This window comes from Microbulbifer sp. S227A, from assembly GCF_049800935.1.
In genome coordinates, this window is the sequence record NZ_JBNAFZ010000006.1 from 158,236 (window position 1) to 183,971 (window position 25,736).

Genomic DNA, 25,736 nt, shown 5'->3' on the forward strand with positions numbered 1-25,736 from the left:
CGCCGCCATTTGTTCTTCTGCCGGTTGATGCCGGTGCATCTATCCGGCTGAAACTTCGTCTGATTTCGCCTTTTGTCCCTAAATGGGGGCAGTTGGCTCCGGGGAATGGTCGTCTACTCGTCTCAGAGCGTTTTTTTGTGCTCGCTTTCCGCGTCAGCAATCGAAGCGGGAGGTCGTGTTATAGGGCCGGCTATTCGGTCCGCGTTATTTATGGAGACAGATATGCCTACTAATCCAACACCATATGACAATTGGGGCGAATGCGATCCGAACAAGCCATTCCCGGATCCGGAAGATCCCGTACTTCAGCTAAAGGATGACGACGACGTCGGCACGCTCATGTCGGATTTCGACGCCGATCACGTCGAGGCGGGCCGCGGAAACGATACCATCTTTGGCAACGAAAACTGGAACTATATCAACGGCGAACAGGGGCAGGATAGTCTCTGGGGCATGGATGGCGAGGACTGCATTTATGGCGGGTCCGGCGACGACTATATCTACGGATATGACGGCGATTACGACTTCCTGCCATTCAGCTTCAATGATGATGACTATCTGAACGGCGAATGGGGCGATGACTGCCTCTGGGGCGAGTACGGCAACGACAGCATGATCGGCGGCTTTCAGAACGACGTCATGTGGGGCGGTTCCGGCGACGACATCATGTCCGGCGACGACGCCACCATCGATACCGACAGCATCTATGACGGCAACGACTGGATGGACGGCGAGTCCGGCAACGACTGCATGGACGGCGAAGGCGGTGACGACTGCATGTGGGGCGGCGAAGGCTATGACCTCATGTATGGCGGCTCCGGCAACGACCGCATGGATGGCGAATCCGGCGAAGACAAGATGGCCGGTGGTCTCGGTCATGACCTGATGCTCGGTGGCGAAGACGCCGACGAGATGTATGGTGATGTCCGCGTTGGCCTGGGTCCCAACCTGAACTACGGCACCGACACCTCCAAGGATGGTGACGACTGCATGTTTGGCGAAGGCGGCAATGACGAAATGGACGGTCAGGGCGGCGACGACACCATGTTCGGTGGCGCCGATGACGACCTGATGTTCGGTGGCCGCGGCAACGACACGATGAGCGGCGGCGAAGGCAAGGACACCATGAATGGCGATGCCGGCCATGACATCATGCGTGGCGGCGGCGGTGCCGACATCATCGACGGTGCGGCCGGGGTGGACATCCTGTTTGGTGACAACGGCAACATCACGGGCTTCCCGGTGATCCCAAAGCACCCGGTCTATGATTGTGACGAAGACTGGGCCTGCCCGCCCATTTCCTTTGGCGCACAGTCGAACAAGCATGACGGTGAATGCCCCGAAGCCCTGGCACCGGAAGGTGACAGCGAATTCGAAAGCGCCGATATCATCACCGGTGGCGGCAAGAGCGACTGGATCTTTGGTGAAGGCGGCAATGACCGTCTCTATGGCCAGGCCGGTGACGACTTTGTGTCCGGTGGCAAGGGCAAGGACAAGGTCGCGGGCGGCAACGGCGATGACTTCCTCGTTGGCGACCAGGGACACGACAAGATCAAGGGTGGCGACGGCAACGACATCGCCTATGGCGGTACGGGTCATGACAAGATCAAGGGCGGTGAAGGCGACGACACGCTGAAAGGCAATGACGGCAACGACCTGATGTATGGCGAGGCCGGTGAAGACTGGATGGAAGGCAACAACGGCAGAGACAACATGTATGGCGGCACCGAAGGTGACACCATGCAGGGCAACGCCGATACCGACTACATGTATGGCGAAGACGGCGACGACATCATGTGGGGTGATACGGGTCACGAAGCAGACCTGAATCAGGACGGCATCTGCGAAGACTACAGCCCGCTGCCCGAACTGTCGCGCCCCTATGATTGCGAAGACGGCCCGGATGTGTCCGGACCCGCAGGAGAAGGCGCCCGGGACTACATGTATGGTGGCGAAGGCGACGACATCATGCTTGGCCAAGAGGGCGACGACGTGATGCGTGGCGAGGATGGCGAAGACGTCATGTTTGGCGGTGTCGGCAATGACGATGTCGATGGCGGCAACGACGACGACGTCATCTTTGGCATGGATGGTGACGACAACCTGAAAGGCGGTCGGGGCGATGACTGCATCAGCGGTGGGGAAGGCGACGATACCATTGATGGTGGCCGCGGCGACGACTTCATCCTTGGTGGTGCCGGTGACGACGATCTGACCGGCGGCAGCGGCAAGGACGTCTTCTTCTCGGAGCTGACCCTGTCTTATGACGATGACGACGGGTATTCGTTCACCTCGGGCGACGGCACCGATATCATCCGTGACTTCGACTTCAACGAAGATCAGGATGTGCTCGGCTTCCGCGTCACCGTGGACGAAAGCGCCGAAGGCACCCTGGGCAGCACCATGGCGCAGATCCGGACCCGTATCTTCGAGCTGATCGACGAGGCGGCCGTGGTCAAGGAAGAGGACGCCGGTGTCGGGTCCACCGAACTCGATACAACGATCGAGATCGGTGGCCACAAGCTGATCCTGCAGGATATCAACTGGCAGGGTGTGACCGATGCGGACTTCCGCTTTACCGAGTTCAGTTCGCTGGGTCAGGATGCAAACATCCAGGGTGGTGTCGGCATCAATGCCACGGCAAACGGCCTGGACTCGGGCGGCTATACCGCCGTTGGGTCCTGGGACGCCGAGAACGACCTCTACTGCCCGAAATGCCCGGTCGAGGAAGACTGGCTGTGCGATGTGATCACACCCGTGTAAGGGCCTGATCAGGTTAGGCTGCCGGAGCCCACTCACAATCTCTCGGCAGCCTGGCGTCCTATTCCGCTCGCTCGGCTATCCCCCCAAAGGGTTCTGGTCGAGAGGACGGGATCAGGGCGCCACTATGCTGAGAGTATCGTGAAAATGAAAACACCCGGCGCCAGATGCGCCGGGTGTTTCATGTCTGTTCCGGTTGTTGTGACGTTCGCTCAGTTCACGCTGGCCGGAGCGGGCTTTTGCGGATCAAGCGGGTTGTGCTTGATCCAGTCATTAGTTCCCGGATAGGCGTGCAGAAAATAGGAATTCGCGGAGTCGATCCGCGCCGCAAAAATTCGGTCCGTGTCTTCAAGATGCGGTTTCAGGTGATCCAGCAATGTCTTTGCGCTGCCGGACTTGATATTCACCAGACAGGAATTGTTCATGATCCTGTGACCCCGAAGCTTGTTCAGTTCGGCGACGAAACCAGAATAGTGATCATAGCCGTCATCGTGGTTCAGGTCGAATGATACAAAAAACACCGGCATTATTTGTTACTCCATCAATTTCATTTGCAATACGGCAATTTTAACACGGAGTTTTGCGATCTGGCCAGAAATTTGCGGGCTCAATGGCGTTGTAAGATTGCCCCGATCAGTAAATCACAAGTTGCAACATTCAATATGCGGTGCCGCGTTTTGCACCAAGGTTTCTGACAATTTCTATTCCCCGGGGGCGGGGCGAGTCGTTTCCGATCGACGGTCATAGGTCAGGCAAGCCATGGTTCGGCGGGATCGCTTGTGCATTCGTCACACCCGGCTGAGAAACTCAAATGGGAGTCGAACTGGGCAGATGTCCGGTCTGCCCGCATTCGAGAGACATCGACAGCGCATATCCCCGAACAGGTCCCTGCGCAGAGAAAAGCCGGGTTTTCTGCCTCTGGTCAAGAAGCCATGCGCCTTTGACATTTGCCGCCCGTGCCGCGCTGTTCCGACGCGAAAGCAGGCGGAGTGCAGCGTCAGAATTTCCCCGAATTTCCCCATGTTTCGCGCGGGCCGATGGTTTCGGCGTTTGTCCATTGTTCGACGATCTTGCCGTCCGCAACGCGGTAGACGTCGAAGACCGCGAGGTCTTTGCCGTTGGCGTGCCGCTTGGCGTAGGTGGCGACAAAATCGCCCTGGCCCACGAGCTTGAACAGGAACTCGAAATCTCCGGCCTCGTCCGAGGCCAGCCATTCCACGAGCCCGTCGCGACCGTCGGCGGGCGAGGGGGCGTGCTGGATGAGGTCTTTGGCAACATAATCCGGCAGCTTGTCGAGTTGGCGCTGTTGCAGCACCTGCTTGGTATATTCGCGGACCAGCACCTTGTTGGCCTCGCTGTCGGCGGCGGTGTCGACCGTGCGGGTGCCGCCCGCCATGTCATGGCCCGAACGGGTTTCGGCGACATAGGGGGCGATGGTGTCCCAATGTTCGAGGATCAGCCCGGTCTCATCAGTGTGAAACAGGTCCATCGTGACCCATTCCGCCGCGCCGTCATTCAGCGACTGGTAGGCCGAGCAGAACACCCAGGGGCCGTCCTGGAAAATCCGCCTGATCTCGATATCACGTTTCGGATTGCGCGCGACGAAGGGTTCGAAAAAGGCCAGGAAACCTTCTGCCCCGTCCCCCACGCCGGTGGAATGCTGGGTATAGCGGTGGCCGGTATAGTCCAGAACGGCCTGCCGGGCGTTGCCGCCGGCGATCCCTTCGAGATAGAGGCGGCGGACATTGTCCAAACCCTTGCCCATGATCGGTCTCCTGATGTTCCGTGCCGGTATCCCAGACTGGTTTTGATGCGTGGGGCGGGTGGTATCGCACCCGCCCCGGCTGATCAGCCGTGATAGGCCTGGCTGACAGCATAGCTGTCTTCGAACCAGTGCCAAAGCACGACCTTTCCGTCCTTTACCTTGGCGCGCAGGGCAAAGGAAAAGTCACCCGTGCTTTTGCCGGTCTTGGTTGCGGTTGCCGCCATAACGCCGAACACCGCGACGGTGTCGCCGGAGGCAAAGGCATCGGTGTTTTCCCATTTGGTCGTCGTCAGGTTTGCACCAAAGACCGGCAGGAATTCGAAGATGGCCGTCTTGCCCTTGATGTCGCCAAGGATCCACGGCAGCGACGAGTCGCCTTCGTTGTGCCAGACCATGTCGTCCGCCATCAGTTCATTCATCTTGTCCATGTCGCCGCTGCCCATGGCGCCCATGAAGGCCATGACCGTATCAAAAGTGGCCTGGGATTGTGCGTCCATTTCCTGTGCTCCTGCTTTGCTTGCCAGTGTTGCAGTCAGCGCCGCCGCGGTCGAGGTTGCGAGAACGGCGCGTCGGGTTGGGTTGGTGTTCATGTGGTCCTTCCTTTCATGTCGTGGCCACCCACTCGTCCACGGGGATCGTGGGGGCTTCATTCGGCCCGAGTTGAGGCTGGGGATCGAGGCGGCATCCGTGCCCCTGAGCCTGCCAGCCGCCTGGCCCGGCATCGCGGGTTCCGGGTCAGGCCCAAGGTCATAACGGGTCCGGCAGTGCCGCCGCCGGTGACGATGTGGTCAAACATTTCTCATCGTTCTTCCCCGATCCGGGAACCCTGGCTCGTGTGAATAAGGCCCCATTGGGTGACGGATACAACAGGGGGAGCAATGTGCCTTTTGATGCAGGGCCGAATTTGCGGCGCTTGACCCGGGCACGCGGGCTGCATGATAGTGTTCACGTTAACATCCGGGAGAGAAGCCGTGTTGCGGATGGTTTGCCATGGTCACTGAAACGTCAAACAGCTGGTTGTTGGGGCGATTGCGCGCAATTTCCCGCGCGATTGCGGGACCGCTCGAACATGATCTGGTGCTGCGCAGCTTTGTTGACGAAATGCAAAAACTCCTGCCGCATGATCACCTAGATATCGTGCTGCTGCATGGCGCGGGGATGCAGGTCTGTTACGAGGCCGGAATTTCCACCAGCTGGACCGACAGCGGAAAGTCGCTGCGACCCACCGCCACCAGCCCGATCCGTGATCTGCTGCTGGGCCGGGTCGACTGGATTGTGTCCGGCGATGCCCAGACCGACAAGCGGTTCCTGTTCCTGGGGGCCGATAACGGGCCGATCTTTGACGCCAACCTGCGCAGCCGCATCATCGTACCGCTAACGATCCAGGGGCAGATCATCGGATCGCTGGCGGTCAGCCGTTGCACCGTGGGGGCCTATGACGAGACCATGCTCGACCGGGTGCGGGCGGTTGCCGATCTTCTTGCCCCTTATCTCTTTGCCATCGAGGAAGGCCGGCGCGCGCGGGTTGCGGCGGTGGCCGAGGCCGAAGCAATCGGACGGGAGGAAGCGCTGAGGATCGGGGCACAACGCCTGACCGAAGGCATGGAGCACGAGCGCCAGCGGCTTGGCATGGACATTCACGATCAGACGCTTGCCGACCTTGCCCGGATCGTGCGCCGACTCAGCCGCGCCCGGCGGCAACGGCCCGGCGACACCCATGAACTGATGCTGATCGAGAACGAGCTTGGTGCCGCGCTGAACGACCTGCGGGGGATCGTCGAAGACATGCGGCCCGGCATCCTGCAACTGTTCGGCTTTACCGAAGCGGTGGAAGCGCATCTCGACCGGTCCTGTTCGAACGCCAACGCCTTGCTGTCCAAACATGTCATCGATGACACCGCGGGGGCGGTGGACCGTTTGCCCGACACCATGCGCACCACCCTGTTCCGGATCGTCCAGGAGGCGGTCACCAATGCCGTTCGCCATGCCGATGCCGCGACGATCACGGTCAGGGTATCCGAGACAGAGGGCCGGCTCTGTGTTGTCGTGGATGACGACGGTGCCGGCATTCCCGAGGCCGCTCATACCTCCAGCGGCGGGTTGAGCAACATCCGCACCCGCTCTAGGCTGATCTCGGCCAGTGAAAGCATCCATGCGCGCCCGGGCGGCGGCACGCGGGTGGAGATCCGGTTGCCCGGCCTGCCAGAGCGAAACGTCGCAACGGAGACACCGATATCATGACCATGCTCATCGTCGAGGATGACGCGCTGCACCGGACCTTTCTGCGCTCTGCATTGCGGCATGCGATGCCCGCCGACATCGACATCATCGAGGCCGAGAACGGTGCGCGCGCGCTGAAGCTTGCCGAAGAATGGGACGTGGACGCGGTGGTGCTGGATTTGCAGATGCCCGAATTGAACGGTGTCGAGGCGGCGCGCCGGCTGTGGCGGCGGCGTCCCGAAACCCGGATCCTGTTCTGGTCGAACTATTCAGAAGAGGCCTATGTCAGGGGCATATCGCGGATCGTGCCAGACAAGGCGGTGTACGGGTATATCCTGAAATCTGCCGCCGAGGACATGCTGCAACTTGCGATCCAGGGGGTTTTCATCGGCGGGCAATGTGTCATCGACCGCACCGTGCGCGAACTGCAGAACGCCGACAGCCCGCCGCAGGGCGCGCTGACCGAATCCGAGCGCGAGGTATTGCGGGATCTGTGTGTGGGTCTGACCGACAAGGCCATCGCGAACCGGCGGCGGATCTCGTTGCGAACGGTGCAGGCGCGGCTACAGGCGCTCTATGGCAAGCTTGGTCTCGACCGTGGCGATTCATCCTGCGAGGCGTGGGGCGAGACCTTCAACATGCGCACCCGCGCGATCTCTACCGCGCTGACGCGCGGGCTGGTGACGCCGGACCAGCTTGCCTCGGACGATGCCGAACTGGAACGCTGGCTATCGGACAGGCTGGCCGAGCGCGACTGCTGAGATCCGCAAGGCTGCGCAGGGGTATTGCGGATTCCCGCAATATTCTCTGCGGAGACCCTCGCAGACAGGTTGTCGCACCTTGCCTAGGCTTGCTCTCAGGACCCGCGAGTTTCCGGTCCCGAGAGGAGGAGCATATGCCATTTGTGAATATCCGCCTGGTGCGGGAGGTGATTGCCAACGACCCGGAAGGGATCAAGGCAAAGGTGTCGACATCCGTCACCAACGCCCTGTCAGAAGCCGCGGGCATCCCAAAGGAAAACGTCTGGGTGGTTTTCGAAGAGGTCGCCGAGGTTGACTGGTTCGCCGGCGGCACCCGTGTCAAAGAATTGCGGGCCGGATCATGACCGCCGAGTCGAGAGACCCCCGATTTGCCGAGGTGATCGGCGAGGATGTCGTGGTCGAACAGCTTGGCACCGGGTTCGAGTTTACCGAGGGGCCGATCTGGCACCACCTCGAGCGTCACCTGACCTTTTCGGACATGCCGGGCGACCACATGCGCCGCTGGGATCCGGATACCGGTGCCATCAGCACGTTCCGCAAGCCATCCGACATGGCCAACGGAAATGCCTATGACCGGCTGGGCCGTATGCTGTCCTGCCAGCACGCGACCAGCAGCGTCACCCGCACGGAACCGGACGGTTCCATCGTGACGCTGGCCACGCATTTCGACGGCAAGGAGCTCAACAGCCCCAACGACATCGTCGTTCACAGCGACGGCCGCATCTATTTCACCGACCCCACCTATGGGCGGATGCCGGTTTTCGGGGTCGAGCGCGCCTGCGAGTTGGATCATCGCGGGGTCTATTCGATGAACGAGGACGGTTCGGACCTGCGCTGTCTCGCGGATGATTTCGGTCAGCCCAACGGGCTTTGCCTGTCGGTGGATGAAAGCGTTCTTTACGTGAATGACACCGAAAACCTGCATGTGCGCAAGTTCACGCTCGCGCCGGACGGTTCGCTGGCCGGTGGCGAAGTCTGGGTCAGGCCCGAAGGGGCCGCGGCGGGGCATCCGGACGGCATGAAGGTTGATTGCAAGGACAATCTCTATTGCACGGGCCCCGGCGGGGTTCACGTGTTCGCGCCCGACGGCACCTGCCTGGGCGCGATCCTGGTCCCGGAACTGGTGGCGAATTTCACCTGGGGCGATGACGACATGCGCAGCATCTTCTTTACCGCCTCGACATCGCTCTACCGGTGCAGAACCCGCACTCCGGGGCTGCATCTTTTTTGACGACCCGGCCGCGGAGGAGCGGCCAAACCTAAGGCATTGCCAGGCAAATGGCCACATAACGGGAGGATTCCAACCATGAAATACAAGGCACTCATTAGTTCCGGCGTGATCGGCACCATGCTCGGCCTCGGCGCCACCGCTGCGGCGGCGGCAGAAGATGAAATCAGGATCGGCGCGCTATATGCCACGTCAGGCCCCTGTCTGATCTTTGGCGATCTCGCGCTCAAGGGGCACCAGATGCTGGTCGACAAGATCAATGCCGAGGGCGGGCTGAACGGCAAGAAGGTCGTGACCTATCACCGCGACAGCAAGTGCAACCCCGGCGAGGCCACATCCGCCGCCCGCGACCTGATCACCAAGGACGAGGTCGATTTCCTGGTTGGCGGTATCTCGTCCTCGGAGGGACAGGCGATTTCCGAAGTCGCCAAGCAGGAAGGCGTGGTCTATATCGCGTCGATCCCCAAGACCACCGAGATCACCAAGCCCGAGAATTTTCACAAATACGTCTTCCGGGCGGCGGCCAACACCAATACCGAGGGAAAATCCGCGGCCGTCATCGCCGACCGGCTGGGGCTCGACAAGATTTGCACGATCTTGCTGGACTATTCCTATGGGTACAGCCTGGACGAGGCCTTTGGCGCGCATCTGAAAGAGATCCGCCCGCAGGCCGAGATCGTCGAACAGGTCTGGCCGAAATTCGGCACTGCCGATTACACGCCTTTCATCACCAAGGTGATGGGCGCGGATTGTGACGGCGTCTTTGCCAATATCTGGGGTGGAATTTTCCCGACCTTCGCGAAACAGGCCAAGCCGTTCGGGTTCTTTGACAAGTTCCAGTATATCAGCGCCGGCGAAGTGGGCGCGCCGGTCGTGTCCGAACAGATGGGCGACGACATGCCGTCCTCGATCTGGACCAACACCTACGAGGCCTTCTATTTCTCGCCCAATGACGATCACAAGGCCTTTGTCGCGGAGCTGAGCGAGGTGCTGGGACAGGAACACACGCCCTCCTGGCCGTCGACCGGGTATATCGCCACCCAGTGGCTGGCCGAGGCGATCGAAAAGGCCGGCAGCGACGACACCGATGCGGTCATTGCCGCGCTCGAAGGGCTGACGATCAACACGATCATCGGCGAACAGACGATGCGCGCCAGCGACCACCAGGCCAATCGCGGCCAGTTCTGGGGCCAGATGGGCGACAGCACGCTTGAAGGGTATCCCTACAAGATGCTGAACGGCATCGAATATGTTCCGGCCGACGGGCTGATGGACTGAGTTTCTCCCTGTCCGGCCCGTCCAGAAGCCTGCGCTTCGCCAACCGGACGGGCCGGTCTTTTTCCGAGCGACCAATCATCTCCGAAAGGAACCGGACGGATGTTCGATAATCCTGTGCTGCTGTTTATCCAGCTCATGAATGGCCTGTCCTTCGGGCTGAACCTTTTCATCATCGCGGCGGGCCTCACGCTCATCCTCGGGGTCCTTGGCGTACTCAACTTCGCCCACGGCGCGTTCTACATGATCGGCGGCTATGTGTGCTTTTCGCTGGTCAATCTGCTGGGCGGGTTTCCCGGTGGCTTCTGGCTGGCGGCGCTGGGCTCTGCGGCGGTGCTGGCGGCAATTGCCTGGGGCATCGAGCGTTCGATGTTGCGCCACCTTTATGACCGGGATCATTTCTACCAGTTGCTCTTTACCTTCGCGCTGGTTCTGATGATCGGCGATTTCGTCAAGTTCTTCTGGGGCAGCAACATGTTGTCCGTCTCTTTCCCGGCGGGGCTGGACGGCGCGGTCAACCTGGGGATTGCCTGGTATCCGGCCTATCGCCTGGTGCTCTGCGTGCTTGGCGTGGCGGTGGCGATCGCGCTCTGGTTCTTTGTCAACAAGACCCGTGCCGGACGCCTGGTGCGGGCCGCGCGGCAAGACAGGGAAATGCTCCAGGCACTGGGCATCAACGTGGGGCGCATCTACATGCTGGTCTTTGTCACCGGTTCGGCGCTTGCGGGCTTTGGCGGCGCACTGGCCGCGCCCGCTATTGCGCTGGCACCGGGAATGGACGCCGAGATCATCGTCGAATGTTTCATCATCGTCATCATCGGCGGGCTGGGCAGCCTAGGCGGCGCTTTCCTGGGGGCCATCCTGCTGGGGCTGCTGTCGGCCTTTGGCATCCTTCTCATTCCGGAACTGGAGATCGTCATGGTCTATCTGATGATGGTGCTGGTGCTGCTGATCCGGCCCTGGGGCCTGCTCGGAAAACCGCAGGCGGGAGAGTAACATCATGTCACGACTTTCTACACCGATCATCTCGATGGCCGCCCTGGTGCTGTTTGCGCTGTTGCCGCTGACGGGGGACTGCTTCTTTATCTATCTCGGCACCGAGATCATCATCTTTGGGCTGTTCGCCCTGAGCTTCAACCTGCTGCTGGGCTATGGCGGCCTGCTCAGCTTTGGTCATGCGGCGTATTTCGCGATGGGGGCCTATGCCTGTGCGATCTTCCTGACGACGCTGGAACTGCCCTTTGTGCTGGCCTTTGCCGGGGCGGTCGCGTTCAGCGCGGCGGGGGCGGCGATCATCGGCTTTTTCTGCGTCAAGCTGACCGAAGTCTATTTCGCCATGCTGACGCTGGCTTTTGGCCAGCTGGTCTGGGCCGTCGCCTTCAAATGGGTGTCGGTGACTGGCGGCGATACCGGCTTTATCGGCGTCGCGGTGCCCCAGGCGCTGAAATCACCAACCACCTTCTACTATTTCGCGCTGGTCATCTGCGTGCTCTGCGTGGCGGCGATCTGGGTGCTGGTCCACTCGGCCTTTGGCTTTACACTCCAGGCCACGCGCGAGAACCGGAACCGGGCTGAGTTCATCGGCGTCAACGTTCGCAGGGTCCAGCACGTGGCCTTTGTCATCGCGGGAATGTTCGCGGGGGTGGCCGGGGCGCTGTTCACGCTGTTCAACCACTCGGTCTTTGTCGAGAGCGCCTGGTGGTCGGCTTCGGCCGAGGTACTGATCATGACCGTCCTGGGCGGTGTGGGGTCGTTCTTTGGCCCGCTGATCGGGGCCGGCGCGCTGATCGTCTTTGACCGGATCACCACCGAGTTCACGGTCTATTGGCCCACCGTGCTGGGAGCCATTCTGCTGGTGGTGCTGTTCTTCTTCCCGGACGGGCTGGTCGGGGCATTCAAGAAACGCGGAGGGCGAAACAAATGAGCCTGCTCAGCATCAAGTCCCTGGGGATGAATTTCGGCGGGTTCCAGGCGCTCAACGGGGTCAACCTGTCGCTGGACGAGGGCGAGAAACACGCCATCATCGGCCCCAACGGCGCGGGCAAGACGACGTTCTTCAACTGCATCACCCGGCATCTCAGGCCGACGGAAGGCAAGGTGAGCTATCGTGGCAAGGAGCTTACGGCGCTCAAGCCCTACCAGATCGTCAAGCTGGGCATTGCCCGGTCGTTTCAGCGGATCAACATCTATCCCGAACTTTCGGTCTTTGAGAACGTGCAGGTCGCGCTGATCGCCGACCGTGGACAGATGTTCAACATGCTGCGGCCGGGGGCCTCGCTGTTTCGCGAGGATGTCATGCGCATGCTCGACCTTGTGCATCTGGGCAACGAGGCCGGGAACACGGCGGGCGTGATGTCCTATGGCAAGCAAAAACAGCTGGAACTGGCGGTGGCGCTTGCCTCGGAACCGGACCTGCTCTTGCTTGACGAGCCGACCGCGGGCATGTCGCCGCAAGAGACGATCGACAGCATTTCGCTGATCGGCCAGATCGCCGAGTCGCGAAATCTGACGCTGCTGTTTACCGAGCATGACATGAACGTGGTGTTTTCCATCGCCGACCGGCTGTCGGTTTTGCATCACGGCGAACTGATCGCGACCGGCAATCCCGACGAGATCCGGCAAGACCCGGATGTGCGTCGCATCTATCTGGGGGAGCATGCCGACAATGCTGCTTGATGTCGAAAACATCCGAACGTCCTATGGCATCTCCGAAGTGCTGTTCGGGCTGTCTTTCAAGGTTCAACAAGGCGAGGTTGTCGGTCTGCTGGGCCGCAACGGCGTGGGCAAGAGCACGACGATGCGATCCATTGTCGGGCTGACCCCGCCGCATCAGGGCGCGATCCGCTGGAAAGGTGCGGATATGCGCGGGCTGTCCACATTCCAGATCGCCCGCAACGGCATCGGCTTCGTGCCCGAGGATCGCCGGGTCTTTCCGGAGCTTACGGTCTGGGAAAACCTCGATATCGCGCGGCGGGCCGGGACAGGTGGCGCGGATTGGACCGAAGAGCGGGTCTTTGCGCTGTTTCCGGATCTCGAACGCATCCAGCTGCGCAAGGGGGGCTATCTGAGCGGCGGGCAACAACAGATGCTGACCATCGCACGTGCGCTGATGGGCAATCCCGAGCTGTTGCTGCTTGACGAACCCTCCGAAGGGCTGGCACCGCTGGTGGTTGACGACCTGCGCGACCAGATCGCGACGCTCAGGCAACAGGGGCTGTCGGTGGTGCTGGCGGAACAGAACCTGGAATTCGTCCTGTCCCTCAGCGACCGCGTCTACATCCTGGAAAAGGGCGAGATCCAGTTCGAGGGCCTGCCCGATGACGTACGCGGCAATACCGAACTGATCGAACGTTACCTGACCGTCTGAACAGAAGGAAGGAGACCTGTCGTGGCCCACACAATGCCCGATATATTCAAGATTGCGGTTGATGGCACCGCGATCAATGCCGCCATGACCGAACTGACGGCGCGCCAGCATACCATCGTTGTGGACGAGCCCCCCGAACGGGGCGGAACCGATATCGCCGCCACGCCGCTGGAACATATGCTGTCGGCCTTTCTGGCCTGCACCAACGTCATCACCCAGTTCATCGCACAGCAGAAACGGCTCGGGATCGATGACATGCGGATGTCGCTGGTCGGGCATTTCGACACCCGTGGCGTGTTTGAAAAGGCCACGGTGCGCCAGCCGTTTCCGGTGATCGAGCTCAAGGTCCGGATCGCCGGATCCATCAGCCCCGCGGAGCTCGATGATCTCCGCGAGGCCGTTGCCCGGCGTTGCCCGGTTTCGGTGATCCTGCGTGAGGCGGGCTGTGACATCCGCGAAGACTGGCAGATCGGCACCGGGTGACGGTGCGACTCCTACACCTCCCACGCAGCCTCGAAAAACGCCAATTCACAGGCCACCGCCTGCTGGAACAGTGCGGTGGCATCGGCCCGTTGCCGATCGTCAAGCCCATCCCAGATCGCGTCAAGCTGGCCGCGCAGATAGGCCACGACCGATTGAAACCCTTCGCCGCTATGCAGGTCGATCCACTCGGCGAACCAAAACGGCAGTTCCGCGTCATAGGACGTATAGCGCTCGGCCCATGTGAGATAGCTCCACTCGGCGACCACGAGAACCGCGAGCATCTGTTCATAACGCCCCGAATTCCGTGCCGTGGTCATCAGGTCCTGAAACGCGCGCGTCGGGGGCGCGGCGGGCGCGTTGCGGTCATCTTCGGACACCTCCAGCGCCTCAAGGCTGCGCAGGAAATAGGTGTTCTCGGTGCTGGTCACCAACCCGAGGAACTGCGCCGCCGGCACCCCGTCGGCCAGGGTCGGTGCATGGGCGATGGCGGTGGCCAACAGCCGCACAAAGTGATCGACGAACTTGTAATCCTGCACCAGGTACCAGCGCATCCTGGACAGCGGCAGCGACCCGTCCGCCAGCGCCTTGCAAAACGGATGATCGGTTGCCGCGTTCCAGGTGTCTTGTACGGAGCTTCGCAAGGTGTCGGTGGCGCGCATGTCTGTGCCCTCTAGTTGGTGGATTTGCCCCGCGCATAGCGGGTGAGTTGGGTGGCCAGCAGGCCAACAAGGATGTGCAGGGTCACTGTCAGGCTGGCCAGCACGATCAGGCTGGCGAACATCAGGTCGATCTTGGCCCGCCCATTGGCCAGCAGCATCAGATAGCCAAGCCCGCGCGACGCCCCGACCCATTCGCCGATCACCGCCCCGATCGGGGCATAGACCGCGGCCAGCCGCAAACCGGTTCCAAGGCTGGGCAGGGCGTTGGGGATCTGAACGTGGCGCAGGAATTTCCACTTGCTGGCGCTCATCGAGATCGAAAGATCGCGATAGCCGCTGTCGATCCGCACCAGCCCGTCATGAAAGGCCGAGGTCACCGGGAAATAGATGATCAGAACCGCCATCACGATTTTCGACCCCATGCCATAGCCGAACCACAGGGTCAGCAGCGGGGCCAGCGCGAAAACCGGCACGGCCTGAGTGAACACGAGGATCGGCAGCATCAGGCGTTCCGCCGTACGGGAATAGGCAAGCTGGATCGCGGTCATCGCCCCGAGGATCGTGCCGACCAGCAGGCCTAGCATCACTTCGGTCAGCGTCACCCATGCGTTTTCAAGGATGATCGCCCGGCTGTTCCATGCGGCCTGGGCCACCCGCCATGGCGAGGGCAGGATGAAATGCGGCGCGTCGGTCAGCACCACGACAAATTGCCAGAGACCGATCCCGATCAGCAGCGCCAGCAGGATATCTCTCAGGCGCATGCCTTGTGCCCCCGCAGGTAATCGAGCAGCTGCGCCTGGCAGGACAATGTGTCGGGTTCATTGATCGCGCGCAGGGCGGGGGTTACGGGCACGGGCCAGTTCTGTGCACCCTCGGTGGTCAGGACCGTGATCTGATCCGCCAGCCGTGCGGCTTCGGCGGGGTCATGGGTCACCAGCAGGACGGTCCGCCCCGAGAGCACCTCGGCGGCCAGTTCCTGCATGTCGGCGCGGGTGCCCGCGTCGAGCGCGGAAAACGGTTCGTCCAGGAACACGATCGGCCGGTCTTCGAACAGGGTGCGCGCCAGCGCCGCCCTTTGCCGCATGCCACCCGACAGCGTGGCGGGCTTGTGTGCGGCATGTTGCGACAGCCCCACCCGGTCGAGCAGCCGGCTGGCGCGCGCCAGATCGGGGGTGTCGCCGCGCAGCCGAGCACCGATGCAGATGTTTTCGAGTACCGACAGCCATGGCAGCAGCAGGTCGGACTGTGCCATGTAACTGATCCGCCCATCCAGCGGCGCGTTGTCCGTTGCGTGGAACGTACCGGCAAAGCTGCCGCCGGTTTCCAGCCCGAGGATCAGCCGCAGGATGGTAGATTTGCCAACGCCCGATTTGCCCAGCAGACAGGTCCACCTGCCCGCCGGAATGGCAAGATCGACATCAAACAGCAGCTTGCCGTCGATACGATGCCGCCCCTGCAACTGGATCCCCGGTGAGGTCGACATCAGGGGGTCAGCCCCATTTGCCAGAAATTGACCTCAAGCTGCGTGGTGCGGGTGAACCGGCTTTGCAGCTGGGCCGCGCGCGGTGCGCCGGCCAGGTCGCCGATCCGTCGGGCGACGGCGGAATCGATCATCCCGCCCACTGTCTTGCAAACCGCCTGGTATTCGGGATCGGCATAGGTGGCGATCCATTCGGCATAGGGCGTGTCGGCGGCCTGTTCCTCGGCCAGGCGCAGCCCGATTTCCCCATACCCCATGACGCAAGGCGCAAGCGCGGCCATCATGTCAAGGAAATCGCCCTGCAAACCGGCATCCATGACATAGCGGGTATAGGCGAGGTTTTCATCCGCTTCGGTCGCGTTGAACAATGCGGCCTCGTCGATGCCGGCCTTGGCGCAAGTCTTGACGTGCAGCCCCATCTCCTGGTTGACCAGCGCGTCAACGGTACCCGCGCAAACCTTCATCTCGTCAAGCGTCTCGGCCTTGATGAGAGCCAGCGACCAGGCGCGGGAAAAATGCACGAGGAACACATAGTCCTGGATCAGGTAATGCAGGAAGCATTCACGCGGCAGGCTGCCGTCGCGCAGCCCTTCGACAAAGCGGTGATGCGTGTAGCTGTGCCATGGCTCTGACGCGCCCGCGCGCCAGAGCCCAAAGGTCTTGCCATAATCGGGGGGCATCATTGCGCCGTCACATCGATTGCAATTGCCGCCACGGGGTTCACCGCCGGGGTCAGTCCGGCTTCGTTCAGAAAGCTCTCGAACGCGGCATAGCGCCCGGCATCCAGCGCGGCGGGGCGCAGCGCAAACCGCGGCAGCGTATCAACCCAGGCCTTGGCGTTCAGCTCGTCTTGAAGCTCGGCAGAGGTGCCTGAAAAGACCTCCCAGCTGTCCTCGGGGTGGTTCACGATATACTGGGTCGCCTTTTCGGTCGCGGCCAGAAAGCGGGCGATCATGTCCTTGTCCATCGACCCGGTATTGGCGACATAGATCAGCTCGTCATAGGCGGGCAGGCCCTCTTCCTCGACAAAAAAGCAGTTGCCCTCGACCCCTTCGATTTCCATCTGGTTCAGTTCGAAATTCCGGTAGGCCCCGATCACCGCGTCGACCTGTCCCGACATCAGCGACGGCGACAGCGACCAGTTCACATTGACCAGTTCGACATCCTCGAGCGACAGACCGTGGTGGCGCAGGATCGAGCCGAGAACCGCGCCCTCGACGCCGCCGACCGAAAAGCCCACCTTCTTGCCTGCGAGGTCCGCGGGCGTGCTGATCGGCCCGTCGGCAAGTGTGAGCAGGCAGTTCAGCGGGGTCGCCACCAATGTGCCGACCCGTTGCAACGGCAGGCCCTCGTGGATTTGCAGGTGCAGTTGCGGCTGGTAGGAAATCGCCAGGTCCGCCTGGCCCGCAGCGACCAGTTTCGGCGGGTCCGACGGATCGGCGGGGGCGATGATTTCAACCGCCAGATCCTGTTCCGCGAAATATCCCTTTTCCTGCGCCACGATGATCGGGCCGTGGTCGGGGTTGATGAACCAGTCGAGGATGATGGTCATGTCATCCGCAGCCATCAGGGGCGAGGCGGCAAGCGTCATGGCCGCAGTCAGTGAAGCAAGTCTCATATGTCGGATCTTTCCTTTGATGGCGTATCGCCCATGGCGACGAGTGAAATGTCTCCGTCCCAATAAGACCGGAGGGCGGTGGCCGCCTGCCAGGCGCGCAGCCCGGAGCGGCAAACCAGGACGGCGCGTTGATCGCTGTCGGGTCTGGGTTTCTGGTCGGCGAACTCTGCCACGCTCAGGCGGCGGGCATGGGGGCAGACCGGTGCCGGGGCCTCGTCGATACCGCGCAGTTCGACGACGAAATCCGGGGTGGCGATGGCACCGGGGGCAATGAATGCCAGGTCCGGCCGGGGGTCGGGCGCAGTGTCAAAGCGAAAGCCGGAGGTTCGAAAACCCTGCATGTCAAAGCTGATCAGCTGGCCCAGCGGTGACGGGGTTTGTCCGAGGAGACAGGCCAGCGCCATCTGCGCCTGCGCCGCGCCGATCATCCCGACCACCGGTCCCATGACCCCCGCCGTGGCGCAGGTCGCGGCGCGGTCGGGCAGGTCGGGAAACACCGCGCGCAGGGACGGGGCCGAGCCGCAGAACCCGCCAACATAGCCGGTGAACCCCAGCACCGAAGCGCTGATCAGCGGTACGCCCGCCGCGCGGCAGGAATCGGACAGGACATAGCTGGCGGCGAAACTGTCGGCGCAATCCAGCACAAGCGTGCTGCGCCGCACCAGATCGGGGGCATTTGCGGGGTCCAGCGGGGCAATCAGCGTTTCAATCCTGCAATCGCCGTTCAGCGCGCGCAGGGTGTCCGCGGCGGCGGTTGCCTTTGGCTTGCCGATGTCGGATTCACGAAACAGCGTCTGGCGATGCAGGTTCGACATCGCAACCGTATCGCCATCCACCAGCGTGAGCCGCCCGACACCCGCACCGACAAGATATTGCAGTGCCGGAGCGCCCAGCCCGCCAACGCCAACCACCGTGACATGCGCCGCCGCGATGGCGGTTTGTCCGGCCTCGCCCATTTCGGGCAGGCAGATCTGGCGCGCATAGCGGTTCATCTTGTCGCCGCCAGCCATGCGCGCACACGGGTTTCGGGGCTGTCATTCAGGGTGATGTCGGTGACGGCAGCCACGATGTCGGCCCCGGCCTCAAAGGCACCGGGCGCGCGTTCGATTGACATGCCGCCGATGGCCACCAGCGGTGTATCGCCGATCAATCCGCGCCATGTGGTCAGCCGGTCGAGCCCCTGCTCGTGCCATTTCATCTTTTTGAGGATCGTGGGATAGATCGGCCCAAGCGCGATGTAATCCGGCGTCAGCGCCTGGGCGCGGGCGAGTTCCGCCTTGTCATGGGTGCTGATCCCCAGGCGCAGGCCCGCGCCCCGGATCGCGGCGATGTCGGCCTCGTCCAGGTCTTCCTGTCCAAGGTGAATGAAATCACAGCCTTCGTCGATTGCGATCCGCCAGTAATCGTTGACGATCAGCGTGCAGCCATGGGCGTCGCACACCGCCTTGCCCCTGCGCAGCTGCTGGCGGATATCGTCGGGCGTTGCGTCCTTGATGCGCAGCTGCACCAGCTTGATCCCCAGCGGCACCAGCCGGTCGAGCCAGTCGGCGTTGTCAAAGATCGGATAGAAACGGTCAAGCGTCATTCCAGAAAGGCCTTTCCGATGATCGGGGTCGAGGGCGCAGCCATGTCGCGGGGTTCCATCGGGTCGGCGGCATGGGCCTGTTGGCCCGCGCGGATCGCCAAGGCAAAGGCTTCGGCCATCGCGGCGGGATCGCCGGCTTTGGCCACGGCGGTGTTCAGCAGCACCGCGTCAAACCCCAGCTCCATCGCCGCCGCCGCCTGCGAGGGCAGGCCCAGCCCCGCGTCGATCACCAGCGGGACGTCGGGAAAATGCGCCCGCATCGCGCGCAGCCCAAAGATGTTGTTGAGCCCAAGCCCCGAACCGATCGGCGCGCCCCAGGGCATCAAGACCTCGCATCCCGCGTGCAGCAGCCTGTCGGCCACGACGAGATCCTCGGTGGTGTAGGGAAACACCTGAAACCCGTCTTGCGACAGGATTCGCGCGGCTTCGACCAGGCCGAACACATCCGGCTGAAGCGTGTCTTCCTCTCCGATGACCTCGAGCTTGATCCACTTGGTATCAAAGACCTCGCGCGCCATGTGGGCGGTGGTCACGGCCTCTTTGACACTGTGACAGCCGGCGGTGTTGGGCAGGATGTGAACATCCAGGTCGCGGATCAGTTGCCAGAAATCCTGTCCTTGCCGGTCCCGCCCGCTCTCACGTCGCAGCGATACCGTCGCGACGCTGGCGGCGCTGCGCCGGAAGGCATCGGCCAGGATGGCGGGTGACGGGTATTGCGCGGTGCCAAGCATGAAGCCGCTGGCCAGCCGGGTGCCGTAAAAATCGCGCATCGTTATCCGCCCTGCATGGGCGCAAGCACTTCGACGCTGTCGCCTTCTGCCAGTATATGCCCGGCCCGCAACCCGGCGGGTACGAAGGTACCATTCACCGCGGTGGCAACCTTGGCTCCGCCGAACCCTTCCGCTTCGAGCAGGTCGGCCAGGGTGTCACCCCGCGTTTCGACCGGTTCGCCATTAAGCTGCAATTTCATCCATCACCTCGGGGGTTGTGTTGTCAAAGATCAGTTCCGCCACCATCCGCGCCAACGCCGGGGCCAGCAGGAAGCCGTGGCGATACAGCCCGTTGGCCCGGATCAGGTTGCCGTCGCGGCGGATGCGCGGCAGGTTGTCGGGAAAGGCCGGGCGGCTGTCGACGCCGATTTCTATCACCTCGGCCTCGCCAAACGCCGGGTTCAGGGCATAAGCCGCGCTCAGCAGTTCGAGCATCGCGCGCGCGGTGACATGTCGGCCGGCGCTGCCCTCGATCATGGTGGCACCCAGCATGAAGATGCCGTCGCCACGCGGCACGATATAGAGCGGCACGCGCGGGTGCAGCATGCGGATCGGCCGGCGCAATTCGATGTCCGGGCAGGACAACACCAGCATTTCGCCCTTGACCCCGCGCAGATCGCGCAGGGCATCGCGGGCCTGAAAGCCACGGCAGTCGATGGTCAGCCCGCGCCCGGCATGGGCCTCGGGATCGGCGTCTTCCTGCACGAAGGTGACGCCATCGGAGGCAAGGCCGTCCCGCAGGCGGGCAAGCGCGGTGCGCGGAGCCAGATGCGCTTCGGTTTCAAAGAACAACCCGGTCGCAAAGCGGTTGCCAAGGTCGGGTTCAAGAGTCTCGATCTCGGGGGCCGTGACCTTGCGATACCCGCTGGTGCGGCGTGCAAACCGCACAAGATCCGATTTGTCGCGGCTTGGCGACACCACGAGCGAACCGTTGCGCGAAACGGCACCGGTCTTGGCTGCCCACCAATCCGCGGCTTCGGCCCCAAGGCGCACTACCGGTTCCTCGGCGCTTTCGCCCTCGCAGAACGGGGCCAGCATGCCGCCGGCCCACCACGAACAGGCATGCGGGCCGGGCTGCGCGTGCCGGTCGACCAACGTGACATCGGCCCCCCGGTCGCGCAGGGCGCGCGCAACGCACAGGCCCGCAACGCCGGCCCCTATGATGGTGATCCGGGTCATGACCACTGCGCGTGAAAATGGTGAACCGGGCCATGTCCATTGCCGATATGCAGGTCGTCCGCCGCGCGGATCGCGGATTGCAGATACCCATGCGCCGTTTTCACGGCTCCGGCGAGATCGGCCCCCCGCGCCAGATGCGCCGCAATGGCCGCCGAATAGGTACAGCCGGTGCCGTGGGTGTTGCGGGTATGCACCCGCGTGGCCTCGCAGGTCGCAATCACGCCGGTCGCGTCAATCAGCAGGTCGGTACAGGTTTCGCCGGTGGCATGGCCGGCCTTCATCAAAACGCTGGCCGGCCCCATCGCCACCAGCCGCCGCCCCTGTTCGGCCATTTCGTCGGTCGATTGGGCTTCGGGTTCCCCGAGCAGCCGCGCGGCCTCGGGCAGGTTCGGGGTCAGCACGGTGGCACGGGGCAGGATATGGCGGATCATCGCATCAATCGCCGCGTCCTGCAAAAGCGCATCGCCGGATTTTGCGATCATCACCGGATCGACAACGACAGGGCCGCGATAGGTGCCAAGGCATTGTGCCGTGGCTTCGATGACCGCCGGGGAAAACAGCATTCCGATCTTGATCGCGTCAACCTCGAGATCCGACAGTACCGCCTCGATCTGCGCGGCAACGATCGCCGCCGGGATTTCGTGCACGGCGGTCACGGCGGTCGTGTTCTGCGCCGTCACCGCGGTGATAACGCTGGCCCCATAGGCACCATTTGCGGACATCGCCTTGAGGTCGGCCTGCACGCCGGCACCGCCGCCGCTGTCAGAGCCTGCAATCGTCAGGGCAATCGGGGTCTTGGCGGTCAACGGCACGTCTCCGGTTTGCCGGGGTGCCAACGAGGAAGGGAGTTCATGCGCGGTTGCGCGATCTACCCGTTCCCTACGCCGGAATTGCCCGGATCAGGTTCGACGGGTCGGTGCACGCACCTCTCAGCCCCAAGGGCCCCCCGACGGATGATAGTTTGGCCGCATGCCCCGCCGGGGCCAGGGCGACCTATGACGCCGCGTCAATAGGCCAGCTTTAACCAATTCGCAATGCCCAATCCCCGCGGTGCGGCATCATGGCGGCCCGTCAGATGGCGGTGCGGCGTGCCCGGTTGCCGCCCGTGCAGAGCTGCGATAGGTCTGTGCCGAAGGCAGCAGGAGGCGACAATCATGAGTTTGAACATATATCTATCCGGCGAAATTCACACGGATTGGCGCGAGCAGATCATCGAGGGGTCGCAGGGGCTGGATGTGAGTTTCAACAGCCCGGTCACCGACCATGATGCCAGCGACGATTGCGGGGTCGCGATCCTGGGGGCCGAGCCGAACAAGTATTGGCATGACCACAAGGGCGCGATGGTCAACGCGATTCGCACCCGCAAGGGGCTGGAGGATGCCGATGTCGTGGTGGTCCGCTTTGGCGACAAGTACAAGCAATGGAACGCCGCCTTTGACGCGGGCTATGCCGCGGCGCTTGGAAAATCGCTGATCGTGCTGAACCCGCCCGAGCATCAGCACGCGCTCAAAGAGGTACACGCGGCGGCGCTTGCCGTGGCCGAGGAACCGCGCCAGGTGGTCGATGTGCTGCGGTATGTGCTGACCGGAAAACTGCCGGGCTGACCGTAACAAGGCCCTGAAACTGTCTCCCCTTCGGGCGCTTGAGGGGGAGAAGAGGCCGTGCTTTCCCCCTGACCGCAGCGGGTGTTGCCGGATAGGACTCATATCCATCGCAGGGATGTGATTTCAATTCGAGCTTCATTCTAGGGGAAATGATTGTGATCCAGGAATTCAAGGACTTCATCGCCAAGGGCAATGTCATGGACATGGCGGTTGGTATCATTATCGGTGCGGCCTTTACCGCCATCGTCGGCTCGTTGGTTGCCGACCTGATCAATCCGATCATCAGCCTGTTCCTGGGCGGTATCGATTTCGCGGGGCAATATGTCTTGCTCGGCGAGGGCAGTTTCGCCTCGATCGCCGAAGCCGAAGAGGCCGGTGCCGCCGTCTTTGCCTGGGGCCGTTTTGTCATGGCGGTGATCAATTTTCTTATCATCGCCTTTGTCGTTTTCCTTCTGGTCAAGGCCGTCAACCGTGCCAAATCGATGGCCGAAAAGCCCAAGGAAGAGGCACCCGAAGAACCCGCTGGTCCAAGCGAGATCGATCTGCTGATTGAAATTCGCGACTCTCTCAAAAAGCAATAAAAATACCACTCACGCGAATGGAAAGGGCTTGCCTCTGGCAGGCCCTTTTTCTTTAACCGGGGCAGGAGTTAACAAAACAACAAAAGGCAGAAGACATGGAACAATTGATGGACCAATTGGGCGGCTTCGGTCCGCTTGTTCTGAATGCGGCCAAGGCACTGGCCGTCCTGATCGTCGGCTGGATGTTTGCCGGTGGCCTGTCGGGCTTTGTGCGCAGACGGGTGAACCGGCATCCGCGCATCGACAAGACGCTGGGCAATTTTGCCGCCAGCATGGTGCGCTGGATCGTTCTCTTGATGGTGCTGGTTGCGGTGCTGGGCATCTTTGGTATCCAGGCGACCAGCCTCGTGGCGATGCTGGGGGCCGCGACCCTGGCCATCGGCCTTGCCTTGCAGGGCACGTTGTCGGATCTCGCGGCGGGGTTCATGCTGATCCTGTTCCGGCCCTACAAGCTCGGGCAATATGTCGATGTCGCGGGCACCTCGGGCACGGTGGTCGATCTCAACCTGTTCTTCACCGAACTGGCCACGCCCGACAACGTGCAGATCATCATACCCAACGGCCAGGCCTGGGGCGCGATCATCCGGAACTTTTCCCATCACGACACCCGTCGCGTCGACATGGTATTCGGCATCGACTACGGCGATGACGCGGGCAAGGCGATGCAGATCATCCTGGACCAGGTGACTGCGGACAGCCGTGTCCTGAAAGACCCGGAACCGTGGGTGCGTGTGACGAATCTGGGTGACAGCTCGGTTGATCTGACCACCCGCATCTGGTGCAATTCCGCAGATTACTGGGATCTCAAGTTCCAGATGACCCGCAACGTCAAGGAAGCGTTTGACGCGCAGGGCATCTCGATCCCCTATCCGCACACGGTCGAGATCAAGAAAGCCGGCTGATCGTCGCGCAAGGGCAAAGATGATCGTCGCGCAAGGGCAAAGAATGGGCCGGATGTCACTTCTGCTGATTGACACCGGCCCCGGTCCTCGCTAAGTGGCCCCCCAAGGTCGGCGTGATAGCTCAGTTGGTTAGAGCACAGCACTCATAATGCTGGGGTCGGCGGTTCAAGTCCGCCTCACGCTACCAATCTTTCCCGAGCGCATTTTTTCCTGTCCGATGTGGTCGCCTTGCGCCCGCCACCAAGCCGGGCGCTCCGGGCGCAGCGATTCAGGCCAGCGTGGTACAGATACCATCCAGCAACCCGGCGACGCGGGCCACAAAGGCCTGATCCTCGTCCTCGGAGTCGGAAATCCCGGATTTTACGTCGCGGTGATGCCGTTGCCAGCCGATTGGGTCGGCGTCGAGTTCGGCAATGATTCCATCGGTAATCCGGCCCAGCTCGGTGATCTGTGCGGGGCTGAAATGGTCAGCCATTGCAAGCGATTGATGCGCGTCGGTCGTGTTGCGTGCGGCATCCTGCAAGGCGTCGCTGAACGGGGTGCCGTCAAAGAACCTCTTGTCCAGGGCGGCGGCGTCTTCGCCATAGGCTTGCTGCATGGGAGCGAGAACCGAGGCCGGCATTTTCAGCCGCTGGCCGGGAGTGTCCGCGGCCGCTTGCAGCCTGACCGACAGGCTTGCGCAGATTGCCTTGCGTGCCGGGTCCGGGGTTGCCGTGCCCTGCAACCGCGATTGCACGAATCGCAAACAGGCCAATTGGGCGACGCTGGGCGATTCATTCTGTCTTGTATCGGCGGTGATCTCGAAATCGTCGGTTTCAAGCACCGTGTGCAGGAAATCGGCGACCACGTCCTGCCGGTGAAGCCGCGACCCGACAAGCGGACGCAGGGTAAACCGGGCGTCGAACGTGGCCTGCCATTCGGCAAACCGGGGCGCATAATGAAACCGCCGCGAGGTCACGGCACCCTGGCAGAAATCTTCGAAACTGCCCTGGAACCCCCGAATTTTCACGGCCTGGGAAAAGGACGAAACCAACCGGCCCATATGCGGCCGGGCATAGGCGATGATTCCCATGTCATCGGCATGGTCCGGCATGAAGCGCCGGGTGACGGACCTGAGTTTTGCGGGTGCGACAAAGGCGAAATGTTCCGCCGACAGCACCGACACATCCGCCGATTGCATGGTCAGCCATTCGGCGCTTGCGGTGAACAGGTTTCTGCGCCGTTTCGCCCGGGCGTCGGGATACAGCGATTTGGCCATGGGCACCGCGCTGATCCGGTCGGGATAGGCGAGCGTGCGGCTTGGGCTGGTCCAGCCGCTGCTGAACAACACGCGCTGAATCGAGGAACTGCCGGTCTTGGGGTCGCCGATATGAAATATCAGCCTGGTGTTCGGTTTGGTCACAAATGCACGGGCTCCGTCTGGGCAATTGCCGATTTGATGGCATCCCCCCGACGATACGTGCGCTGATCGCAAATGGCGACCGGTCTTGTGCGGTTCG

General features: G+C 62.2%; 29 protein-coding genes, 1 tRNA gene and 1 riboswitch. Of the genes, 15 read left to right on the top strand and 15 right to left on the bottom strand.

Features of this window, described 5'->3' with window-relative positions; all coding sequences use genetic code 11:
* Positions 1–222 precede the first annotated feature (222 nt).
* On the top strand, positions 223–2,763 hold the full coding sequence (locus tag ACP15R_RS15585) for a calcium-binding protein (RefSeq protein WP_424987377.1): 2,541 nt from the start codon (positions 223–225) through the stop codon (positions 2,761–2,763).
* Between the two features lie 209 nt (positions 2,764–2,972).
* Here ACP15R_RS15585 and ACP15R_RS15590 read toward each other — a convergent pair whose 3' ends face one another.
* The 3 genes from ACP15R_RS15590 to ACP15R_RS15600 form a co-directional block, all read right to left on the bottom strand.
* Positions 2,973–3,287 (bottom strand): hypothetical protein, encoded by a 315-nt coding sequence (locus ACP15R_RS15590; RefSeq protein ID WP_424987378.1) that lies wholly within the window; start codon positions 3,285–3,287, stop codon positions 2,973–2,975.
* 470 nt (positions 3,288–3,757) lie between these two features.
* The gene (locus tag ACP15R_RS15595) at positions 3,758–4,525 is read right to left on the bottom strand and encodes a nuclear transport factor 2 family protein (RefSeq protein ID WP_424987379.1); all 768 of its coding nucleotides are present in this window, start codon (positions 4,523–4,525) and stop codon (positions 3,758–3,760) included.
* An 83-nt stretch (positions 4,526–4,608) separates the two neighbouring features.
* Positions 4,609–5,115 carry a nuclear transport factor 2 family protein gene (locus ACP15R_RS15600; RefSeq protein ID WP_424987380.1) on the bottom strand — a complete coding sequence of 169 codons (507 nt, stop codon included), beginning with the start codon at positions 5,113–5,115 and terminating at the stop codon, positions 4,609–4,611.
* A 400-nt stretch (positions 5,116–5,515) separates the two neighbouring features.
* Here ACP15R_RS15600 and ACP15R_RS15605 point away from each other — a divergent pair, with 400 nt between their 5' ends.
* The 10 genes from ACP15R_RS15605 (at position 5,516) to ACP15R_RS15650 (ending at position 13,859) form a co-directional block, all read left to right on the top strand.
* Positions 5,516–6,766, top strand: a complete 1,251-nt coding sequence (locus tag ACP15R_RS15605) for a GAF domain-containing sensor histidine kinase (protein ID WP_424987381.1) — start codon at positions 5,516–5,518, stop codon at positions 6,764–6,766.
* Entirely contained in the window at positions 6,763–7,506 is a 744-nt protein-coding gene (locus ACP15R_RS15610) for a response regulator (RefSeq protein ID WP_424987383.1), read from the top strand. Before ACP15R_RS15605 ends, ACP15R_RS15610 begins: the two co-directional genes overlap by 4 nt.
* Positions 7,507–7,640: 134 nt before the next feature.
* On the top strand, positions 7,641–7,850 hold the full coding sequence (locus ACP15R_RS15615) for a tautomerase family protein (protein ID WP_424987384.1): 210 nt from the start codon (positions 7,641–7,643) through the stop codon (positions 7,848–7,850).
* A complete protein-coding gene (locus tag ACP15R_RS15620) occupies positions 7,847–8,737 on the top strand; it encodes an SMP-30/gluconolactonase/LRE family protein (protein WP_424987385.1) in 891 nt (296 codons plus the stop codon). The genes ACP15R_RS15615 and ACP15R_RS15620 overlap by 4 nt, the downstream gene beginning before the upstream one ends.
* Before the next feature lie 75 nt (positions 8,738–8,812).
* Entirely contained in the window at positions 8,813–10,012 is a 1,200-nt protein-coding gene (locus ACP15R_RS15625) for an ABC transporter substrate-binding protein (RefSeq protein ID WP_424987386.1), read from the top strand.
* Positions 10,013–10,111: 99 nt separating this feature from the next.
* Positions 10,112–11,005, top strand: coding sequence for a branched-chain amino acid ABC transporter permease (locus ACP15R_RS15630; RefSeq protein ID WP_424987387.1), 894 nt, complete (start codon positions 10,112–10,114; stop codon positions 11,003–11,005).
* A 4-nt stretch (positions 11,006–11,009) separates the two neighbouring features.
* On the top strand, positions 11,010–11,933 hold the full coding sequence (locus tag ACP15R_RS15635; RefSeq protein WP_424987388.1) for a branched-chain amino acid ABC transporter permease: 924 nt from the start codon (positions 11,010–11,012) through the stop codon (positions 11,931–11,933).
* A complete protein-coding gene (locus tag ACP15R_RS15640) occupies positions 11,930–12,685 on the top strand; it encodes an ABC transporter ATP-binding protein (protein ID WP_424987389.1) in 756 nt (251 codons plus the stop codon). The genes ACP15R_RS15635 and ACP15R_RS15640 overlap by 4 nt, the downstream gene beginning before the upstream one ends.
* Positions 12,675–13,376, top strand: coding sequence for an ABC transporter ATP-binding protein (locus tag ACP15R_RS15645; RefSeq protein ID WP_424987390.1), 702 nt, complete (start codon positions 12,675–12,677; stop codon positions 13,374–13,376). Before ACP15R_RS15640 ends, ACP15R_RS15645 begins: the two co-directional genes overlap by 11 nt.
* A gap of 21 nt (positions 13,377–13,397) precedes the next feature.
* Positions 13,398–13,859 (top strand): OsmC family protein, encoded by a 462-nt coding sequence (locus ACP15R_RS15650; RefSeq protein WP_424987391.1) that lies wholly within the window; start codon positions 13,398–13,400, stop codon positions 13,857–13,859.
* A gap of 11 nt (positions 13,860–13,870) precedes the next feature.
* Here the strand turns inward: ACP15R_RS15650 and ACP15R_RS15655 are convergent, their stop codons facing one another.
* Genes ACP15R_RS15655 through thiD form a run of 11 tightly spaced genes read right to left on the bottom strand, consistent with a single transcriptional unit; the run spans position 13,871 to position 21,956 of the window.
* The gene (locus ACP15R_RS15655) at positions 13,871–14,518 is read right to left on the bottom strand and encodes a TenA family protein (RefSeq protein ID WP_424987392.1); all 648 of its coding nucleotides are present in this window, start codon (positions 14,516–14,518) and stop codon (positions 13,871–13,873) included.
* Between the two features lie 11 nt (positions 14,519–14,529).
* Positions 14,530–15,279 carry an ABC transporter permease gene (locus tag ACP15R_RS15660; RefSeq protein WP_424987393.1) on the bottom strand — a complete coding sequence of 250 codons (750 nt, stop codon included), beginning with the start codon at positions 15,277–15,279 and terminating at the stop codon, positions 14,530–14,532.
* Positions 15,270–16,001 (bottom strand): ABC transporter ATP-binding protein, encoded by a 732-nt coding sequence (locus ACP15R_RS15665; RefSeq protein ID WP_424987394.1) that lies wholly within the window; start codon positions 15,999–16,001, stop codon positions 15,270–15,272. Before ACP15R_RS15665 ends, ACP15R_RS15660 begins: the two co-directional genes overlap by 10 nt.
* Positions 16,001–16,681: a thiaminase II gene (tenA, locus tag ACP15R_RS15670; protein WP_424987395.1), complete on the bottom strand. Its 681-nt coding sequence runs from the start codon at positions 16,679–16,681 to the stop codon at positions 16,001–16,003. The genes ACP15R_RS15665 and tenA overlap by 1 nt, the downstream gene beginning before the upstream one ends.
* Positions 16,678–17,616 carry an ABC transporter substrate-binding protein gene (locus tag ACP15R_RS15675; protein ID WP_424987397.1) on the bottom strand — a complete coding sequence of 313 codons (939 nt, stop codon included), beginning with the start codon at positions 17,614–17,616 and terminating at the stop codon, positions 16,678–16,680. The genes tenA and ACP15R_RS15675 overlap by 4 nt, the downstream gene beginning before the upstream one ends.
* Positions 17,613–18,608, bottom strand: a complete 996-nt coding sequence (locus ACP15R_RS15680) for a ThiF family adenylyltransferase (RefSeq protein ID WP_424987398.1) — start codon at positions 18,606–18,608, stop codon at positions 17,613–17,615. The genes ACP15R_RS15675 and ACP15R_RS15680 overlap by 4 nt, the downstream gene beginning before the upstream one ends.
* The gene (locus ACP15R_RS15685) at positions 18,605–19,201 is read right to left on the bottom strand and encodes a thiamine phosphate synthase (RefSeq protein WP_424987399.1); all 597 of its coding nucleotides are present in this window, start codon (positions 19,199–19,201) and stop codon (positions 18,605–18,607) included. The genes ACP15R_RS15680 and ACP15R_RS15685 overlap by 4 nt, the downstream gene beginning before the upstream one ends.
* The gene (locus tag ACP15R_RS15690) at positions 19,198–19,971 is read right to left on the bottom strand and encodes a thiazole synthase (RefSeq protein ID WP_424987400.1); all 774 of its coding nucleotides are present in this window, start codon (positions 19,969–19,971) and stop codon (positions 19,198–19,200) included. Before ACP15R_RS15690 ends, ACP15R_RS15685 begins: the two co-directional genes overlap by 4 nt.
* Positions 19,972–19,973: 2 nt before the next feature.
* On the bottom strand, positions 19,974–20,171 hold the full coding sequence (gene thiS / locus ACP15R_RS15695) for a sulfur carrier protein ThiS (protein WP_424987401.1): 198 nt from the start codon (positions 20,169–20,171) through the stop codon (positions 19,974–19,976).
* Positions 20,155–21,150 (bottom strand): FAD-dependent oxidoreductase, encoded by a 996-nt coding sequence (locus ACP15R_RS15700; protein ID WP_424987402.1) that lies wholly within the window; start codon positions 21,148–21,150, stop codon positions 20,155–20,157. Before ACP15R_RS15700 ends, thiS begins: the two co-directional genes overlap by 17 nt.
* Complete coding sequence (thiD, locus tag ACP15R_RS15705) at positions 21,147–21,956, bottom strand: bifunctional hydroxymethylpyrimidine kinase/phosphomethylpyrimidine kinase (protein ID WP_424987403.1); 810 nt, start codon at positions 21,954–21,956, stop codon at positions 21,147–21,149. The genes ACP15R_RS15700 and thiD overlap by 4 nt, the downstream gene beginning before the upstream one ends.
* Positions 21,957–22,009: 53 nt before the next feature.
* A riboswitch (TPP riboswitch) is annotated at positions 22,010–22,109 on the bottom strand.
* A gap of 195 nt (positions 22,110–22,304) precedes the next feature.
* Here thiD and ACP15R_RS15710 point away from each other — a divergent pair.
* The 4 genes from ACP15R_RS15710 (at position 22,305) to ACP15R_RS15725 (ending at position 24,424) form a co-directional block, all read left to right on the top strand.
* Complete coding sequence (locus tag ACP15R_RS15710) at positions 22,305–22,754, top strand: YtoQ family protein (RefSeq protein WP_424987404.1); 450 nt, start codon at positions 22,305–22,307, stop codon at positions 22,752–22,754.
* 149 nt (positions 22,755–22,903) lie between these two features.
* Complete coding sequence (gene mscL / locus ACP15R_RS15715) at positions 22,904–23,335, top strand: large conductance mechanosensitive channel protein MscL (RefSeq protein WP_424987405.1); 432 nt, start codon at positions 22,904–22,906, stop codon at positions 23,333–23,335.
* 95 nt (positions 23,336–23,430) lie between these two features.
* The gene (locus ACP15R_RS15720) at positions 23,431–24,237 is read left to right on the top strand and encodes a mechanosensitive ion channel family protein (protein ID WP_424987406.1); all 807 of its coding nucleotides are present in this window, start codon (positions 23,431–23,433) and stop codon (positions 24,235–24,237) included.
* Between the two features lie 110 nt (positions 24,238–24,347).
* A tRNA-Met gene (locus tag ACP15R_RS15725) sits at positions 24,348–24,424 on the top strand.
* An 81-nt stretch (positions 24,425–24,505) separates the two neighbouring features.
* On the opposite strand, the gene ACP15R_RS15730 is transcribed toward ACP15R_RS15725, so the two are convergent.
* The gene (locus tag ACP15R_RS15730) at positions 24,506–25,639 is read right to left on the bottom strand and encodes a hypothetical protein (protein ID WP_424987407.1); all 1,134 of its coding nucleotides are present in this window, start codon (positions 25,637–25,639) and stop codon (positions 24,506–24,508) included.
* Positions 25,640–25,736 lie beyond the last annotated feature (97 nt).

Excerpts from the sequence above, each read along its gene's own strand:
- ACP15R_RS15610 (WP_424987383.1), top strand. The coding sequence starts at position 6,763 with ATGACCATGCTCATCGTCGAGGATGACGCGCTGCACCGGACCTTTCTG.
- ACP15R_RS15720 (WP_424987406.1), top strand. The coding sequence starts at position 23,431 with ATGGAACAATTGATGGACCAATTGGGCGGCTTCGGTCCGCTTGTTCTG.
- thiS (WP_424987401.1), bottom strand. The coding sequence starts at position 20,171 with ATGAAATTGCAGCTTAATGGCGAACCGGTCGAAACGCGGGGTGACACC.
- ACP15R_RS15595 (WP_424987379.1), bottom strand. The coding sequence starts at position 4,525 with ATGGGCAAGGGTTTGGACAATGTCCGCCGCCTCTATCTCGAAGGGATC.
- ACP15R_RS15585 (WP_424987377.1), top strand. The coding sequence starts at position 223 with ATGCCTACTAATCCAACACCATATGACAATTGGGGCGAATGCGATCCG.
- ACP15R_RS15675 (WP_424987397.1), bottom strand. The coding sequence starts at position 17,616 with ATGAGACTTGCTTCACTGACTGCGGCCATGACGCTTGCCGCCTCGCCC.
- ACP15R_RS15690 (WP_424987400.1), bottom strand. The coding sequence starts at position 19,971 with ATGCGCGATTTTTACGGCACCCGGCTGGCCAGCGGCTTCATGCTTGGC.
- ACP15R_RS15710 (WP_424987404.1), top strand. The coding sequence starts at position 22,305 with ATGAGTTTGAACATATATCTATCCGGCGAAATTCACACGGATTGGCGC.
- ACP15R_RS15685 (WP_424987399.1), bottom strand. The coding sequence starts at position 19,201 with ATGACGCTTGACCGTTTCTATCCGATCTTTGACAACGCCGACTGGCTC.
- ACP15R_RS15660 (WP_424987393.1), bottom strand. The coding sequence starts at position 15,279 with ATGCGCCTGAGAGATATCCTGCTGGCGCTGCTGATCGGGATCGGTCTC.
- ACP15R_RS15645 (WP_424987390.1), top strand. The coding sequence starts at position 12,675 with ATGCTGCTTGATGTCGAAAACATCCGAACGTCCTATGGCATCTCCGAA.
- ACP15R_RS15655 (WP_424987392.1), bottom strand. The coding sequence starts at position 14,518 with ATGCGCGCCACCGACACCTTGCGAAGCTCCGTACAAGACACCTGGAAC.
- ACP15R_RS15680 (WP_424987398.1), bottom strand. The coding sequence starts at position 18,608 with ATGAACCGCTATGCGCGCCAGATCTGCCTGCCCGAAATGGGCGAGGCC.
- ACP15R_RS15635 (WP_424987388.1), top strand. The coding sequence starts at position 11,010 with ATGTCACGACTTTCTACACCGATCATCTCGATGGCCGCCCTGGTGCTG.
- ACP15R_RS15700 (WP_424987402.1), bottom strand. The coding sequence starts at position 21,150 with ATGACCCGGATCACCATCATAGGGGCCGGCGTTGCGGGCCTGTGCGTT.
- ACP15R_RS15665 (WP_424987394.1), bottom strand. The coding sequence starts at position 16,001 with ATGTCGACCTCACCGGGGATCCAGTTGCAGGGGCGGCATCGTATCGAC.
- ACP15R_RS15630 (WP_424987387.1), top strand. The coding sequence starts at position 10,112 with ATGTTCGATAATCCTGTGCTGCTGTTTATCCAGCTCATGAATGGCCTG.
- ACP15R_RS15625 (WP_424987386.1), top strand. The coding sequence starts at position 8,813 with ATGAAATACAAGGCACTCATTAGTTCCGGCGTGATCGGCACCATGCTC.
- ACP15R_RS15640 (WP_424987389.1), top strand. The coding sequence starts at position 11,930 with ATGAGCCTGCTCAGCATCAAGTCCCTGGGGATGAATTTCGGCGGGTTC.
- tenA (WP_424987395.1), bottom strand. The coding sequence starts at position 16,681 with ATGATGCCCCCCGATTATGGCAAGACCTTTGGGCTCTGGCGCGCGGGC.
- ACP15R_RS15590 (WP_424987378.1), bottom strand. The coding sequence starts at position 3,287 with ATGCCGGTGTTTTTTGTATCATTCGACCTGAACCACGATGACGGCTAT.
- ACP15R_RS15615 (WP_424987384.1), top strand. The coding sequence starts at position 7,641 with ATGCCATTTGTGAATATCCGCCTGGTGCGGGAGGTGATTGCCAACGAC.
- ACP15R_RS15600 (WP_424987380.1), bottom strand. The coding sequence starts at position 5,115 with ATGAACACCAACCCAACCCGACGCGCCGTTCTCGCAACCTCGACCGCG.
- ACP15R_RS15605 (WP_424987381.1), top strand. The coding sequence starts at position 5,516 with ATGGTCACTGAAACGTCAAACAGCTGGTTGTTGGGGCGATTGCGCGCA.
- mscL (WP_424987405.1), top strand. The coding sequence starts at position 22,904 with ATGATTGTGATCCAGGAATTCAAGGACTTCATCGCCAAGGGCAATGTC.
- ACP15R_RS15620 (WP_424987385.1), top strand. The coding sequence starts at position 7,847 with ATGACCGCCGAGTCGAGAGACCCCCGATTTGCCGAGGTGATCGGCGAG.